We start from the raw sequence: 14657 nt of genomic DNA on the forward strand, positions 1-14657 counted from the left end.
GGGCCTTCTCCTCGGGCGCGCCGTCGATCTGGTCATAGGCCCGGAAGTCGCCGAAATACTTCGTGATCGCCGCCGTCAGCGTCGTCTTGCCGTGGTCCACGTGACCGATCGTGCCGATGTTGCAATGCGGCTTGCCGCGCTCAAACTTTTCCTTTGCCATCTTCCAGACGCCTTACGGTTCGGGGGCCGTTGCCGGCCCGAGTTTGCATCGCGCGCCGTTTATTGGTTCGGGACGGCAAAATCAAGCGCTTGATGCCGCGCGACCGGCCTACTCTGCTGCCAGCTCGTCCGGCGCGATGGCGGGCTCTTCGGCCTCGGGGGCCGCGCTCTCGCTGACTTCAGGCGTCTCTGGTCCCGCATCGGGGCCGCCGAACCAGCCCTGCTCGGCCTGCTGCTCGCGCAGCCATTGCTCGATCTGCTGCGCCGCGGTCTCGGCAAGGCGGGTCATCTGCTCTTCCTTGCTCAGGCCCAGCCGCGATTCGAAGACCTGGATCACGTTGATCACGTGAGTCTCCTCGTTGAGCTTGGCCTCGGCCGCGTCGTCCCAGACGGTGACGCGCATGGCCACGGCGGACTTGCCGGGCACGACCGGGGGCGGCAGCGAGTAGGCCTCGACGCTGACGCCGAGATGATAGAACTTGCCCCCCTCAAAGCGACGGAACCGCTGTTCGAGCGCCGCGTCGGTGACCGCGATCCACTCCTCGGCGGTGGCCTCACGCGAGACCAGAAGCTGTTGCACGTTCGGCGCCACGACCGCCGCGTGGCCGAGCTTGAAGTCGCCCAGCGGCGCGACCGGGTCGGCCAGGTCGCGCGTGGCGTCGGTGCAGGCCGAAAGGCCCGTCGCGAGGGCCAGAACGGCCAGCAGTCGGTACATCGCAATCCCCCCGGAGAACATGTCCGGGCGCACATACATGAGCGCGCGCGCCCGCGCAATCGCGGCGCCTCTTTGCCGCGGCGCGGGACGGGCCTATCTGTGATCCATGCCGAGGATCGCGCCATGACCGCCCCGCTGACCCGCCCCGGTGCCCTGCCGGTGCAGGTACCGCTGGTCACCCGCCCGCTGGGGATCTGGGACAGCGTGCGGGCCTCGCGCCGCAACGTGCTGTCGATCATCCCCGAGATCGCCACGCATCAGCCCATCGTCTCGGGGCGCACCGGCAAGCGCTGGCACATGGTGACGGACCCCGGCGCGATCCGGCGCATCCTGCTGGAAAACATCGACAATTACCCGAAATCCGTGGTCACCAAAAACCTGCTGCGCCCGGCCATCGGCGAATCGCTGTTCATTGCCGAGGGCGCGCATTGGCGCTGGCAGCGGCGCACCGCGGCGCCGGCCTTCTCCCATCGCAACGTGATGAACCTGGCCCCGGTGATGTCGCGCGCCGCCGAACGCTCTGTCGCGCGGGTGGCCAGGGCCGGGCCGCGTGCGGTGGATTTCCTGCAGGAGATGATCACCGTGACCTTCGACGTGATCTCGGACGTGACCTTTTCGGGCGATGCGGCTTTCGACCGCGACGCGGTGCACGGGGCGATTGACGCCTATATTTCGGAGGCCGGCAAGATCTCGGTGCTGGATGTGCTGGGCCTGCCGGACTGGGTGCCGCGGCCGGGCCGCACCTTCCTGACCGGCGGCGTCGACGACATGAAGGCCATGGCCGACCGCGCGGTCGAGGCGCGCGCGGGTCGCGACGCAGCCGGCGTTCCGGACCTGCTGGACTTGCTCCTGGCCGGGGAAGATCCTGACACGAAACGGAAAATGAACACGGCAGAGCTGCGCGACAACCTCCTGACCTTCATCGTGGCCGGGCACGAGACAACGGCGCTGACACTGGCCTGGTCGCTCTACCTGATGGCGTTTGACCAGCAGGCGCAGGAGCGCGCCCGGGCCGAAGCGCAATCGGTGGTGACAGGTGTGGCGACCGGTGCGGACGTGGCCCGGCTGCCCTTTGTGCGGCAGGTTGTGGACGAGGCGCTGCGGCTCTACCCGCCCGCGGGCATGGTGTCGCGCACCGCGCAGACCGAGAACCATCTCTGCGGGCGCCGGATCCTGCCCGGCGACACGGTGATCGTGCCGATCTACGCGCTGCACCGGCACCACGCGCTGTGGGAAGCGCCGCATGCCTTCCGCCCCGAACGCTGGGAGGCGGGGCGCCCGGACCGCTACGCCTACCTGCCCTTCGGCGACGGGCCGCGGATCTGCATCGGGGCGAGCTTTGCACTACAAGAGGCGGCGATCGTTCTGGCGACGCTGCTGGCGCGGTTCCGCTTCACGCCGGTGCCGGGACGCGATCCCGACCCGGTGATGATTCTGACCCTGCGCCCCGAGGGCGGCGTCTGGCTGGAGGCCGAGGCGGTCTGAGACCTGCCCATTTCGTACGTTTCGGGCGGTGTTTTCGTCATTTCGGACAGGGTTGGCGGCCGCGCGGGTGCGCTACCGCGTGGCCGCCTGGCTTCCGGGCGCCGGGCCGTCCACTGGACGCCCCGCCGCTCGTCGCGGTTCGCCCTTCCGGTCGCGGAAACGTCCAATGGACGCCCCGCCGCTAGTCGCGATTCGCGCCCGGAATCCACAAGACGTCGGCGCGGCCCTGGTCATTGGCGTGGCGGGCGGCGACGAAGAACCAGTCGGAGAGGCGGTTGAGGTAGCGGACCGCCTCGGGGTTGATGGTCTCGAGCGTGGCGAGTTCGACCGACAGCCGCTCGGCCCGGCGCGAGACGGTGCGGCAATGGTGCAGATGCGCGGCAAGCGGGGTGCCGCCGGGCAGGATGAAGCTGCGCAGGGGTTCCAGCCCGGCATTCATCGCGTCGATCTCGGATTCGAGACGCGTGACCTGGGATGAGGCCATGCGCAGGGGCGGATACTCGGCCTCGGCATCCTTCTCCATCTCGGGACGGCAAAGATCGGCGCCCAGATCGAACAGGTCGTTCTGGATCCGCGCCAGCTGCGCGTCCAGGTCACCGTCGGCCTGCAGCCGGGCCAGCCCCACGACCGAGTTCAATTCGTCCACGGTGCCGTAAGCCTCGACCCGGTTGGCGAATTTCGCCACGCGGGTGCCGTTGCCCAGCGCCGTGTCCCCGGCATCGCCGGTGCGTGTGTAGATCTTGTTGATAACGACCATGGTCAGCCTCCGCGCCGCAGGTAGACAAAGAGCAGGATCAGCAGGACGGCGACGAACTGCGCCCCGATCCGCCAGCGCATCGCCTTGTTGGCGTATTTCTTGTTGAACGCGCCCCCTTTGGCGAAGGAGCCGATGCCGAACAGCAGGACACCGACCACGCCAAGCATGACGAGGGCGATCAGGATGAAGAGCGGGTCTTGGGTCATGGGGCCTCCCGGGCCGGTCCGTCGTGAGTGTGGTAGCACTTAGCGGCGGCCGCGACAAAGGCGACCCCGCCACATCAGCGATCCTGCGCGATCAGAGCCTCCAGCCAGCGGGTCGGCAGGCCACGGCGCAGCGCGTGCATCAGCACGGTGGCGCCGGTCACGTGATAGCGCGGCGCGGGGGTCGGCGCCTCGAGCGCGTGCAGCAGCTTCTCGGTCACAGCGACCGGGGGCAGCTGGAACGGATCGGCCTTGCCGGAGCTGTCATAGAGCCGCGGGATCAGCCGCTTGCGGTACTGCTCGGCCCGAGGCGAGGCCTTCCAGTCGACCCAGCGTTCGAAATGCGGGATCGAATTGGCCCGGATCCGCGTCGGGATCGGCCCGGTGTTCAGCGTGATGACGTGGATGGGCGTGTCGCGCATCTCGATCCGCAGGGTGGATGTCAGCGCCTCGATGGCGAACTTGGTGGCGTTGTAGGGCCCGCGCCACGGCGCCACGACCAGCCCCAGCACCGAGGAATGGTTGACGATGCGCCCATGGCCCTGGGCGCGCATCACCGGGATCACCCGGCGCGTCAGCTCGTGCCAGCCGAAGACCCCGGCCTCGAACACCTCGCGCAGGGCCTGGGTGGGAATGTCCTCGGTCGCGCCCGGCAGGGCATAGGCGCCGTTGTTGAACAGCGCGTCCAGCGTGCCGCCGGTGGCCTCCAGCACTTCGGAGAGGCCGGTGGCGATGCTGCCCGCGTCGGCATAGTCGATGCGCGGGGACGCAAAGCCCATCTCGCGCAGGCGGATGCAGTCGGCTTCCTGTCGGCAGGCGGCGAAAACGGTCCAGCCCTGCGCGCGCAGGGCGGTCGCCGCGGCGAAGCCGATGCCCGAGGAACAGCCGGTGATGAGGATGGTTCTGGCGCTCATAGGGCGCATCTACGCCACGGGCGCGGGTCTTGGAAACCCCGTTCCGCGTGGCGGGGCCACGGGGCGCGCGCGCAGGGCGCCCCGCCGGGCCCGCTCAGTTGGCGGCTTCGAGGAAGGCGTCCGACATCCAGCCGACATTGTCGCCATCCAGCGCGCGCAGCTTGACCCAGCCATCGCCGGTATCGTCCAGCACCTCGACCTCTTCGCCGCGCAAGAGCTGCGTGACGACGCCGTAACCGGTGCTGGGCCCGCCGCGCAGGTTCACGCGCGAGCCGGTAACAACGCGGTAGTCGATCGACACCGCCTCGGTCACCACGGGCTCGGGCGCGGCGTCGGTGCGCAGCGAGGCGTTCTGCAGCATGGCGACCTGCTCATTGCCCGGCTCGGCCCCCGGGCGGAAGGGCGGGCGCTGCGACGCGGTGTCGAGCAGCGGCATGCCGAGTGCGGCCACGTTGCTGAGCGAGACCGGGTTGGTCGCGGTGGTGCGCGCGACGCGTTCGGTAGGCTGCTGCGGCGCGGCCGGCTGCGTCTGTTCGGTCTCGACCTGTGCCAGCACCTGCACGCCGTTCTGGCCGGGCTCGAAATCCGTCCCGCCGGAGAGTTCGAACCATGCCCAGCCCAGAACGCCGAACGTCACGAGAATCATGCTTTTCATCACGAAGTACCCCCAGTATGTCCACGGACCCGGCGTGGACAGCCCCGACCCCAAAAGGTTAATACGCGATTCCCCTTGCTGTCCTAAGGGAAAAACCGGGATATTTTCCCAGCCTGTCGCTTTACGGTCTTGAGCGGCGCCAGTAACAGAGCTGTCATGGACGACGACGCAGACGACCCGAACCTCGATCCGACCCACATGGCCGAGCCGCTGCGCCGGGCCATCGGCGAGCGCTACCTGACCTATGCGCTGTCGACGATCATGCATCGCGCGCTGCCCGACGCCCGTGACGGGCTCAAACCCGTGCACCGTCGTATCCTTTATGCAATGCGCAGGCTGCGCCTGAGTTCCAATGGCGGCTTCCTGAAATCGGCCAAGATCAGCGGCGACACGATGGGGGATTTCCACCCGCATGGCGACGCGGCGATCTATGACGCCATGGCGCGGCTGGCACAGGATTTCACCATCCGCTACCCGCTGGTCGACGGGCAGGGCAATTTCGGCAATATCGACGGCGACAACCCGGCCGCCTCGCGCTACACCGAGGCGCGCATGACCGTCATGTCCGAGGCCCTGCTGGAGGGGCTGGACGAGAACGCGGTCGATTACCGCCCCAATTATGACGGACGGCTGATGGAGCCGGCGGTGCTGCCGGCCTCCTACCCCAACCTGCTGGCCAACGGATCGAGCGGGATCGCGGTGGGCATGGCGACCAACATCCCGCCGCACAATATCGGCGAGCTGATCAATGCCTGCCTGCACCTGATCAAGTCGCCGGGCGCGGTGGATGACACGCTGATGCAATACGTGCCGGGGCCGGATTTCCCGACCGGCGGCGTCATCGTCGAGCCGCCCGAGAACATCGCCGAGGCCTATCGCACCGGACGCGGGCAGATCCGCCTGCGCGCGCGCTGGCACCGCGAGGATCTGGGCCGCGGGCAGTGGCAGATCGTGGTCACAGAGATCCCCTACCAGGTGCAGAAATCCAAGCTGGTCGAGCGCATCGCCGAGCTGATCCAGACCAAGAAGGTGCCGATCCTCGCCGATATCCGCGACGAGAGCGCCGACGACATCCGCATGGTGCTGGAGCCGCGCACGCGCACGGTGGATCCCGACACGCTGATGAACCTGCTGTTCCGCAACTCGGACCTGGAACTGCGCTTCTCGCTGAACATGAACGTGCTGATCGACGGGGTGACGCCGCGGGTCTGCTCGCTCAAGGAGGTGCTGCGCGCCTTCCTCGACTTCCGCCGCGACGTGCTGATCCGCCGCTCGCGCCACCGGATGGCCAAGATCGACAACCGGCTGGAGGTGCTGGAAGGGCTGATGATCGCCTTCCTCAACCTCGACCGGGTGATCGACATCATCCGCTATGACGATGCGCCCAAACCCGCGCTGATGTACGAGGACTGGTCGCGCCCGCATCAGGACACGATCGTGCGCGCCACCGACGAGAGCGACTATGTCTCGCCGCTGCAGGGGGTCGAGCTGTCGTCGCTGGAGCTGCGCCCCGATGCCGAGGCCACGGTGCCCGACTGGCTGTCGGAGGAGGAGCAGAAGATCCCCCACCGCTATGCCGGCCGCGAAGAGGGGCTGTCGGACGTGCAGGCCGAGGCGATCCTCAACATGCGGCTGCGCAGCCTGCGCCGCCTCGAAGAGCTGGAGCTGCGCGGCGAGCGCGACCGGCTGATGGAGGAGCGCGCCGGGCTGGCCGACCTGCTGGACAGCGAGGATCTTCAATGGTCGCGCATCGCCGAGCAGCTGCGCGAGGTGCGCAAGGCCTTCGGCAAGGATTTCGCCCGCGGCCAGCGCCTGACCGGCTTTGCCGAGGCCGGCCCGGCCGAGGACGTGCCGCTGGAGGCGATGATCGACCGCGAACCGATCACCGTGGTCTGCAGCCAGATGGGCTGGATCCGCGCCATGACCGGCCATATCGCGCTGGACCGCGAGCTGAAGTTCAAGGATGGCGACGGGCCGCGCTTCATCTTCCACGCCGAGACGACCGACAAGCTGCTGGTCTTCGGCTCGAACGGGCGGTTCTACACGGTGCAGGCCGGCACGCTGCCCGGCGGGCGTGGCATGGGCGAGCCGCTGCGCCTGATGGCGGACCTGCCGAACGAGGCCGAGATCATCGACCTGTTCATCCACCGCCCCGGCGCCAAGCTGCTGGTGGCCTCCTCGGCGGGCGACGGCTTTGTCGTGCCCGAGGACGAGGTGGTGGCCCAGACCCGCACCGGGCGCCAGGTGCTGAACGTGCGCGCACCGGCGCGGGCCAAGGTGTGCCACCGGATCGCGGGCGATCACGTGGCGGTGGTGGGCGAGAACCGCAAGGTGCTGGTCTTCCCGATCGAGGAACTGCCCGAGATGACCCGCGGCAAGGGCGTGCGGCTGCAGAAATACAAGGATGGCGGGCTGTCCGACGCGCGCAGCTTCACCCTGGCCGACGGGCTGAGCTGGCACGACCCGGCCGGGCGCACCCGCACCCAGACCGAGCTTGACGAATGGATCGGCAAGCGCGCCGGCACCGGCCGCATGGCGCCGCGCGGCTTCCCCCGCGACAACCGCTTTACCTGAGCGCACGGCTGCGGCGGATCGGCGCCCCGGGGGTTGATTGCCCCCGGCGCCACCCGAGATCCTGCGCAGGGTCATCGCGACCGCGCCACCAAAGGGCCGTAATACCCGACTTTACAGGATGCAGAGCCGCGCCCAGTCTGGGGGCACATTCGCGCATTCACGGCAAAAGGTATTCGAGATGCACACAGATCAGGATCCCATGGGGATCAGCTATAACGGGGTACGGTCCGAGCTGTTCGGCCTAGCCTTTCGCACCGGGCTTCTGACCGTGGTCACGCTGGGCATCTACCGCTTCTGGCAGAAGACCCGCATCCGCAAGTATATCTGGTCCTCGGTCAATGCCGGTGGCGACACGTTCGAATATACCGGCACCGGGCTGGAGAAGCTGCTGGGCTTCCTTGTCGCCGTGGTCTTCCTGGCCGTCTACCTGGGCATCATCCAGATCGCGCTGTTCTATTTCGGGCTCAACATCATGGTCGATCCCGAAGAGGCCAGCCAGGCGCAGATCATCGGCCAGGTGGCGGCGATCTACATCTCGTTCTTCGCGGTGCTGCCCTTCCTGCTTTTCGCCGTCTACCGCGCGCGGCGCTACAAGATGGCCCGCACGCGCTTTCGCGGCATCCGCTGCGGCATGGAGAAGGGCGCCTGGGGCTACGTGCTGCGCGCGCTGGGCTACATGGCGTTGCAGGTGGTCACGCTGGGCGTGCTGACCCCGCTGCAGACCTTCCGGCTGGAGAAATACCAGGCCGATCGCAGCTTCTACGGCTCGCAGCGCATGGTGCAGACCGGAAAGTGGACCGATCTCTACCGCTACATGAAGCACATCTTCATCGGGCTGGGGCTGCTGGTGCTGGCCGCCGTCTCGGCCGTGATGGAGCTTTACGTGCTGGCCGGCGTCGCCGGTGCGGTGGGCTATGTCTGGGTCATCGTGGGCGCGGTGCATTACGGGGTGCAGAGCTTTGGCTACCTGATGCGCCACAAGACGCTGGGCGAGGTCGGCTTTACCGCCGAGCCCGCGACCGGGCAGGTCATCAAGACCTACATCCTGGGCGGGCTGCTGCTGGGCGTGCTGGCCTCGGTGATCTTCGGCATGGTGGGCGCGGTGGTCGCCGCCTTCGCGCCGATGCTGGTCGAGGGAGAGCTGCCCATCGCCTTCTTCGCGCTGCTGGGCGTCGCCTATATCGTGGCGCTGGTGATGATCCAGGCGCTGAGCCTGGTGCTGATCACGCAGCCGATCCTGGCGCATTACATCAGCACGATCCGCGTCACCAACCCGCAGGCGCTGAACCGCATCGCCCAGCGCGAGGCCGAGACCGGCGTCGATGCCGAGGGCTTTGCCGATGCGCTGGATATCGGGGGCGCCATCTGATGCAGGAGGCCGGGGCGCATTTCTACGATGGGCTCACCGCGGGGCGGCACGAGGTGCGTGTCGCCCTGTCCGGCGACCGGCAGGCGCTGCAGATCACCGGCGAGACCCTGCCCGAACCGCTGCGCTGGCCGCTGCAGGACCTGCGCGCCCTGACCGACACCTCGGATTCGGGCCGCCTGACCCTGACCCGGCTGGCCGAGACCGAGGACGAATCGCCCCGCGACCCGGCCCGGCTGGTGGTGCTCGACCCCGCGCTGATCGCCTGGCTCCGCCGCACCCGCCCGGCGCTGTTCCGCACCGACCTGCGCAAGGGCACGTTCCGGACCGTCGCCAAATATGCCGGCGGCGCGGTGGGCGCGGCGGCGCTGATGCTGTTCGTGATCCTGCCCGCGCTGGCCAACACCATGGCCGCGATCATCCCGGTCGAGCGCGAGGTCGCCTTCGGCAAGACCGTCACCGCGCAGATGGAACGCTTCCTCGGCGGCTCGCGGCTGGGTTCGCTGCGCTGCGACAACCCCGCCGGAGAGGCCGCGCTGGACGCCATGCTGCGGCGGCTGACCGCGGGGCGCGAGATGACCTACGAGGTCGAGCTGCAGGTCTTCGATCACCCGATGATCAATGCCTTCGCCGCGCCCGGCGGGCAGGTGGTCATCATCCGTGGGCTGCTGGACGCGGCCGAAGGGCCCGACCAGGTGGCCGGCGTTCTGGCGCACGAGATCGCCCATGTGGAATCGCGCGACGCCACGCGCCACGCGCTGCGCGCCGCGGGCTCGGCCGGGATCCTGACCATGCTGATCGGCGATTTCACCGGCGCCGCCGCCGTGGCGGTGATGGGCGAACAGGTCCTGTCTTCGGCCTATTCGCGCAAGGCCGAGGCCGCGGCCGATGTCTTTGCGCTGGAGATGCTGGCCGAGGCGCGGGTCAGCGCCGAGGGCTTTGCCGCCTTCTTCGACCATATCGACGATCTCGAACGGGTCGAGATCCCCGAATACCTGGCCAGCCACCCGGTCACCGCCGAGCGCGCCGCGGCCGCGCGCGACTTCGCCGCCGGGCAGGAGGCCACCCGCCCGGTGCTGAACGCGGCCGAGTGGCAGGCCCTGCAGCGGATCTGCGACTGACCGGGGCGGCGCCGGTTTTTCCCGGAACGCGGCGTAGGTTGGCGCTAACGCGACGATTTTGCCCTGTTTCCCTTGCGGCCAGCGCGCTAAACCGCTGGTGTGAAAGACCGTGCAGGGGGGCGCCCTGCCCTGACCAAGGAGAGACACGCCGATGAAGGTGCTCGTACCCGTCAAGCGCGTGATCGACTACAACGTGAAGGTCCGCGTGAAGGCGGATGGCAGCGGTGTCGATCTGGCGAACGTCAAGATGTCGATGAACCCGTTCGACGAGATCGCCGTGGAAGAGGCGATCCGCCTGAAGGAGGCCGGCAAGGCCGACGAGGTGATCGCCGTGTCGATCGGCGTCAAGCAGAGCCAGGAAACCCTGCGCACCGCGCTGGCCATGGGCGCCGACCGCGCGATCCTGGTCGTGGCTGCCGATGACGTGCACACCGATATCGAACCGCTCTCGGTCGCCAAGATCCTCGCCGCCATCGTCAAGGAAGAGGAGCCGGGCCTGGTGCTTTGCGGCAAGCAGGCGATCGACAACGACCTGGGCGCCACCGGCCAGATGCTGAGCGCGCTGCTGGGCTGGAGCCAGGCCATGTATGCCAACAAGGTCGATGTCGAGGGCGACCACGCGGTCGTCACCCGCGAGGTCGATGGCGGGCTGCAGACCGTCAAGGTCAAGATGCCCACGATCGTCTCGACCGACCTGCGGCTGAACGAGCCGCGCTATGCGAGCCTGCCCAACATCATGAAGGCCAAGAAGAAGCCGCTGGATGAGAAGACGCCCGCCGATTACGGCGTCGATGTCAGCCCGCGGCTGGAAATCGTGAAGACCGGCGAGCCGCCCGTGCGCGCCGCCGGCGAGATGGTCGGCTCGGTCGACGAGCTGGTGTCCAAGCTGAAAGAAAAGGGGATCGTGTGATGGCCGTGCTTCTGGTTGCCGAGATTACCGATGGCGCCCTGTCGATGGACGCCACCTCCAAGACCGTCACCGCGGCCAAGGCGCTGGGGGACGTGACCGTGCTGGCCTGCGGCGCCTCGGCCAAGGCCGCCGCCGAAGAGGCCGCCACGATCGAAGGCGTCTCCAAGGTGCTGCTGGCCGAGGATGAGCTCTACGGCCACCGCCTGGCCGAGCCGGTGGCGACGCTGATCGCCTCGCTCGCGGGGGAGTACAGCCACATTGTCGCCCCGGCCACCACGGATGCCAAGAACATCCTGCCGCGCGTCGCCGCGCTCTTGGACGTGATGGTGCTGACCGATGTGACCGAGGTCGTGGATGCCGACACCTTCGTGCGCCCGATCTATGCCGGCAACGCGATGCAGACGGTGAAATCCTCCGATGCGAAGAAGGTCATCACCTTCCGCACCTCGACCTTCGACGCCGCCGGCACGGGCGGGTCGGCCGCGGTCGAGGAGATTGCCGCCGCAGACAATCCCGGCCTGTCGGAATGGGTCGAGGACAAGGTGGCCGAGAGCGACCGCCCCGAGCTGACCTCGGCCGGGATCGTCGTGTCGGGCGGCCGCGGCGTCGGCTCGGAAGAGGATTTCGCGCTGATCGAGAAGCTGGCCGACAAGCTGGGCGCCGCCGTCGGCGCGTCGCGTGCGGCAGTCGATTCCGGCTTCGCGCCGAATGACTGGCAGGTCGGCCAGACCGGCAAGGTCGTGGCGCCGGATCTCTACCTGGCCGTCGGCATCTCGGGCGCGATCCAGCACCTGGCCGGCATGAAGGACAGCAAGGTCATCGTGGCCATCAACAAGGACGAAGAGGCCCCGATCTTCCAGGTCGCCGATTACGGCCTGGTCGCGGACCTGTTCACCGCCGTGCCCGAGCTGACCGAGAAGCTCTGAGCCCGACATGCGCGGGATGGGGGCCACCCCATCCCGTCATCCCCCCGCTCAGGCGCAGCGGGACCGGCCGGTCAGCCGCGTCAGGCTGTCGGCCAGCGCCTCGGCCGCCTCTTCATGGGCCAGCGGGCCCATCAGTTCCGCCGCCGCACACGCCTCGAAATCGCTGAACACCATGCCCGTCGTGCCCAGCGCCAGCGCGTGACGCGAGGCCGCGACCTCGACCAGGTCGGCCACCCGCGGGCGCAGCGCCTCGACCATCGCGCGGGTCACGAAGAGCGGGTCATGTGCCCGGTCGTCGCCACTGGTCTCCGGCACCGGGTGATCGGCGAACCACAGCAGCACCACCTGCCCGCGCAGCTGGGTCAGCAGGTGCTTCATCCGCGCCAGCCAGGCCATCTGCAACTCTTCCAGCACCGTGGCATAGCGCTCGGCCGAGACGGCGCGCAGCCGGCCCAGCATGTGACGCACGAAGTGGAACTCGGTGAAATCGACCTCGGGGTAGAGCGATTCCAGCCGTTCCGAGGCGCGCAGGAAACGGTCGTTGCGGCGCGGATGCACCGCGTAGAAGCGGTTCGACATGTTCTGCGCGCCCATGACCTGGACCACCTTGGCCTCGGCTTGGACGGCGAGGTCCAGCACCGACGGGTCGTGCAGGTACAGGTCGACGCCTGCATTCACCACGCCGAAATTCGCGCAGGCCAGCCCCAGCCGCCGCTCCAGCAATTCCGGGAACGGCGCCTCGATGAACCGGCCATAGGTCTCGGTCCCGCCAAGAAAGGCCAGGTACGGCCCGTCCAACGGGCGACGCGGCCCACGGAACAGCACGCGCGACCGGCCGTACCGGCACGGATAATACTCCAGGGCGCCCTGCGCCCCGCCATGAATCGACATGATCCCACCTCGAATGTCTCACCCGGACGGCAGTGTGCCGCCAACCCTTTGCCAAATCGCTAAACTTTCAATTCACGGCAGATTGCGTGCATTCCGCGCACCGCGCCCGGCAGGGCCTGAAAACCGGTTCCAACCGCCCCGAAAGCGAATTAGGGTTGCGCGGCAGCAGGAATGAGGGACGGCATGGAGATCAAGACGGTGGGCGTCGTGGGCGCCGGGCAGATGGGCAACGGAATCGCCCATGTCATGGCACTGGCGGGCTACGAGGTGCGCCTGAACGACATCAGCCAGGACGCGCTGGACGACGCCGTGGCGCGCATCACGCAGAATCTCGACCGGCAGGTCAGCCGCGAGCGCATCAGCGCCGAGACGCGCGATGCCGCGCTGGCCCGCATCCGCACGACCGGCCAGCTGAAGGAGATCGCCGGCACCGACCTGGTGATCGAGGCCGCGACCGAGCGCGAGGACATCAAGCACAAGATCTTCGAGACGCTGCTGCCCGATCTCGGCCCCGACACGATCCTGACCTCGAACACCTCGTCGATCTCGATCACCCGGCTGGCCAGCCGCACCGACCGGCCCGAGCGCTTCATGGGGTTCCACTTCATGAACCCGGTCCCGGTGATGCAGCTGGTCGAGCTGATCCGCGGCATCGCCACCAGCCAGGAGACCTACGAGGCCTGCCTGAAAGTGGTCGAGAACCTTGGCAAGACCGCCGCCAGCGCCGAGGATTTCCCCGCCTTCATCGTGAACCGCATCCTGATGCCGATGATCAACGAGGCGGTCTACACGCTGTATGAGGGTGTGGGCAACGTGAACTCGATCGACCAGTCGATGAAGCTGGGCGCGAACCACCCGATGGGGCCGCTGGAACTGGCCGATTTCATCGGGCTGGACACCTGCCTTGCTATCATGAACGTGCTGCACGAGGGGCTGGCCGATACCAAGTACCGCCCCTGCCCGCTGCTGACGAAATATGTCGAAGCCGGCTGGCTGGGCCGCAAGACGCAGCGCGGCTTCTACGACTATCGCGGCGAGACGCCGGTGCCGACACGCTGAGCCGCGCTCAGTCCTCGCGCAGGCTCAGCACCCGGTCGCGCAGCATCGAGACGAACTCGCGCTGCGTGCCGGTATAGGCCTTGACCTCTTCGGGGCTGAGCGGCTGTCCGACCACGGGTTTCTGCGGCCGGTTGCAGGCATGCACGACCTCGTGGATCAGCAGGCCCTGCCGCACCGTGGGCGACAGCTTGTTCGCGATCTGGTAGGCGCGGCTGTTCTGGCCGGGAAAGAAGATCGGCACCACCGTCGCGCCCGAGCGCTGGATCATCTTGGCGGTGAACGGGTTCCAGCCCGCCTCGATCGCCGGGCCGAACCAGGTCTCGGACGAGGCGACCACGCCCGAGGGGAACAGCACGATCACGCCGCCGGCCTTGAGATGGTCCATGGCGCGGGCGCGCATCTCGAGGCTCTGCTCGCGGGCATCGGCCTCGTGCGGGAAGGGCACCGGGATCATGAAGGGCTCGACCTCCCGCACGCCGGTCAGCAGCGAGCGGGTCAGGATCTTGTAGTCCGTGCGCACGCGCCCGATCAGGTCGGCCAGCACCATCCCGTCGACCAGCCCGTGCGGGTGGTTGGCGACGATGATGACCGGCCCCTCCTTGGGGATGCGCGCCACCTGGTCTGGCGGGGTGCGCAGGTCGATGCCCATGATGTCCAGCGCCTGGCGCCAGAAATCCTGCCCCTCGGCCGGGCCCATGCGTTCGAAGCGCCGCACCATGCGCAGCAGCGGGATCTTGCCCGTGAGCCATTCCAGCGTGCGGATCGTGTTGGCTTTCCACGGGTTGGTGAAGGTGTTGGCGTAGCTGACCTTGCGCTTGTCATAGGGCGCCTGCGCGGGCGCGGGGCGTGCGCGCTTCAGGGATGTCGACTGCGTACTCTCGACCATGCGCCTAGTATGTCCCGTTCCTGTCGCCGGCCCGCA

General features: G+C 68.1%; 15 protein-coding genes. 7 read left to right on the forward strand and 8 right to left on the reverse strand.

All coding sequences use genetic code 11. From position 1 onward, the window contains the following. Both AVJ23_RS22280 and AVJ23_RS13555 read right to left on the reverse strand, forming a co-directional pair. Positions 1-160: GTP-binding protein (locus tag AVJ23_RS22280; protein WP_240484654.1), on the reverse strand; the 160-nt coding region annotated here is incomplete at its 3' end. Between the two features lie 108 nt (positions 161-268). Beyond that, complete coding sequence (locus AVJ23_RS13555) at positions 269-874, reverse strand: hypothetical protein (RefSeq protein WP_058862890.1); 606 nt, start codon at positions 872-874, stop codon at positions 269-271. Between the two features lie 123 nt (positions 875-997). Here AVJ23_RS13555 and AVJ23_RS13560 point away from each other — a divergent pair, with 123 nt between their 5' ends. Continuing rightward, a complete protein-coding gene (locus AVJ23_RS13560) occupies positions 998-2359 on the forward strand; it encodes a cytochrome P450 (protein WP_058862746.1) in 1362 nt (453 codons plus the stop codon). 181 nt (positions 2360-2540) lie between these two features. Here the strand turns inward: AVJ23_RS13560 and AVJ23_RS13565 are convergent, their stop codons facing one another. The 4 genes from AVJ23_RS13565 to AVJ23_RS13580 form a co-directional block, all read right to left on the reverse strand. Beyond that, the gene (locus AVJ23_RS13565) at positions 2541-3116 is read right to left on the reverse strand and encodes a cob(I)yrinic acid a,c-diamide adenosyltransferase (RefSeq protein WP_058862747.1); all 576 of its coding nucleotides are present in this window, start codon (positions 3114-3116) and stop codon (positions 2541-2543) included. A 2-nt stretch (positions 3117-3118) separates the two neighbouring features. After that, entirely contained in the window at positions 3119-3322 is a 204-nt protein-coding gene (locus tag AVJ23_RS13570) for a twin transmembrane helix small protein (protein ID WP_058862748.1), read from the reverse strand. A gap of 74 nt (positions 3323-3396) precedes the next feature. Further along, positions 3397-4233 carry an SDR family NAD(P)-dependent oxidoreductase gene (locus AVJ23_RS13575; RefSeq protein WP_084794580.1) on the reverse strand — a complete coding sequence of 279 codons (837 nt, stop codon included), beginning with the start codon at positions 4231-4233 and terminating at the stop codon, positions 3397-3399. Positions 4234-4327: 94 nt separating this feature from the next. Further along, a complete protein-coding gene (locus AVJ23_RS13580) occupies positions 4328-4879 on the reverse strand; it encodes an SH3 domain-containing protein (RefSeq protein WP_058862750.1) in 552 nt (183 codons plus the stop codon). Between the two features lie 165 nt (positions 4880-5044). Here AVJ23_RS13580 and AVJ23_RS13585 point away from each other — a divergent pair, with 165 nt between their 5' ends. From AVJ23_RS13585 to AVJ23_RS13605, 5 genes are all read left to right on the forward strand, one after another. Beyond that, entirely contained in the window at positions 5045-7462 is a 2418-nt protein-coding gene (locus AVJ23_RS13585) for a DNA topoisomerase IV subunit A (RefSeq protein WP_058862751.1), read from the forward strand. A 178-nt stretch (positions 7463-7640) separates the two neighbouring features. Beyond that, a complete protein-coding gene (locus tag AVJ23_RS13590) occupies positions 7641-8831 on the forward strand; it encodes a DUF898 family protein (RefSeq protein WP_058862752.1) in 1191 nt (396 codons plus the stop codon). After that, the gene (locus tag AVJ23_RS13595) at positions 8831-9949 is read left to right on the forward strand and encodes a M48 family metallopeptidase (RefSeq protein WP_058862753.1); all 1119 of its coding nucleotides are present in this window, start codon (positions 8831-8833) and stop codon (positions 9947-9949) included. The genes AVJ23_RS13590 and AVJ23_RS13595 overlap by 1 nt, the downstream gene beginning before the upstream one ends. A 151-nt stretch (positions 9950-10100) precedes the next feature. Then, a complete protein-coding gene (locus tag AVJ23_RS13600) occupies positions 10101-10859 on the forward strand; it encodes an electron transfer flavoprotein subunit beta/FixA family protein (protein ID WP_058862754.1) in 759 nt (252 codons plus the stop codon). Then, positions 10859-11785, forward strand: coding sequence for an electron transfer flavoprotein subunit alpha/FixB family protein (locus AVJ23_RS13605; protein WP_058862755.1), 927 nt, complete (start codon positions 10859-10861; stop codon positions 11783-11785). Before AVJ23_RS13600 ends, AVJ23_RS13605 begins: the two co-directional genes overlap by 1 nt. Before the next feature lie 48 nt (positions 11786-11833). On the opposite strand, the gene AVJ23_RS13610 is transcribed toward AVJ23_RS13605, so the two are convergent. Continuing rightward, entirely contained in the window at positions 11834-12676 is an 843-nt protein-coding gene (locus AVJ23_RS13610) for a DUF6473 family protein (protein WP_058862756.1), read from the reverse strand. 183 nt (positions 12677-12859) lie between these two features. Here AVJ23_RS13610 and AVJ23_RS13615 point away from each other — a divergent pair, with 183 nt between their 5' ends. Then, positions 12860-13735, forward strand: a complete 876-nt coding sequence (locus AVJ23_RS13615) for a 3-hydroxybutyryl-CoA dehydrogenase (RefSeq protein ID WP_058862757.1) — start codon at positions 12860-12862, stop codon at positions 13733-13735. A 7-nt stretch (positions 13736-13742) separates the two neighbouring features. Here the strand turns inward: AVJ23_RS13615 and AVJ23_RS13620 are convergent, their stop codons facing one another. Then, the gene (locus AVJ23_RS13620) at positions 13743-14621 is read right to left on the reverse strand and encodes a lysophospholipid acyltransferase family protein (RefSeq protein WP_058862758.1); all 879 of its coding nucleotides are present in this window, start codon (positions 14619-14621) and stop codon (positions 13743-13745) included. Between the last annotated feature and the right edge of the window lie 36 nt (positions 14622-14657).

The sequence above is a fragment of the Pseudoponticoccus marisrubri genome, from assembly GCF_001482405.1.
Classification (GTDB): Bacteria; Pseudomonadota; Alphaproteobacteria; order Rhodobacterales; family Rhodobacteraceae; genus Pseudoponticoccus; species Pseudoponticoccus marisrubri.

What these genes read in the sequence shown, in the direction of transcription:
- AVJ23_RS13575 (WP_084794580.1), bottom strand. Translation starts at nt 4,233, where the DNA reads ATGAGCGCCAGAACCATCCTCATCACCGGCTGTTCCTCGGGCATCGGC.
- AVJ23_RS13590 (WP_058862752.1), top strand. Translation starts at nt 7,641, where the DNA reads ATGCACACAGATCAGGATCCCATGGGGATCAGCTATAACGGGGTACGG.
- AVJ23_RS13610 (WP_058862756.1), bottom strand. Translation starts at nt 12,676, where the DNA reads ATGTCGATTCATGGCGGGGCGCAGGGCGCCCTGGAGTATTATCCGTGC.
- AVJ23_RS13555 (WP_058862890.1), bottom strand. Translation starts at nt 874, where the DNA reads ATGTACCGACTGCTGGCCGTTCTGGCCCTCGCGACGGGCCTTTCGGCC.
- AVJ23_RS13580 (WP_058862750.1), bottom strand. Translation starts at nt 4,879, where the DNA reads ATGATTCTCGTGACGTTCGGCGTTCTGGGCTGGGCATGGTTCGAACTC.
- AVJ23_RS13615 (WP_058862757.1), top strand. Translation starts at nt 12,860, where the DNA reads ATGGAGATCAAGACGGTGGGCGTCGTGGGCGCCGGGCAGATGGGCAAC.
- AVJ23_RS13600 (WP_058862754.1), top strand. Translation starts at nt 10,101, where the DNA reads ATGAAGGTGCTCGTACCCGTCAAGCGCGTGATCGACTACAACGTGAAG.
- AVJ23_RS13595 (WP_058862753.1), top strand. Translation starts at nt 8,831, where the DNA reads ATGCAGGAGGCCGGGGCGCATTTCTACGATGGGCTCACCGCGGGGCGG.
- AVJ23_RS13605 (WP_058862755.1), top strand. Translation starts at nt 10,859, where the DNA reads ATGGCCGTGCTTCTGGTTGCCGAGATTACCGATGGCGCCCTGTCGATG.
- AVJ23_RS13565 (WP_058862747.1), bottom strand. Translation starts at nt 3,116, where the DNA reads ATGGTCGTTATCAACAAGATCTACACACGCACCGGCGATGCCGGGGAC.
- AVJ23_RS13620 (WP_058862758.1), bottom strand. Translation starts at nt 14,621, where the DNA reads ATGGTCGAGAGTACGCAGTCGACATCCCTGAAGCGCGCACGCCCCGCG.
- AVJ23_RS13560 (WP_058862746.1), top strand. Translation starts at nt 998, where the DNA reads ATGACCGCCCCGCTGACCCGCCCCGGTGCCCTGCCGGTGCAGGTACCG.
- AVJ23_RS13570 (WP_058862748.1), bottom strand. Translation starts at nt 3,322, where the DNA reads ATGACCCAAGACCCGCTCTTCATCCTGATCGCCCTCGTCATGCTTGGC.
- AVJ23_RS13585 (WP_058862751.1), top strand. Translation starts at nt 5,045, where the DNA reads ATGGACGACGACGCAGACGACCCGAACCTCGATCCGACCCACATGGCC.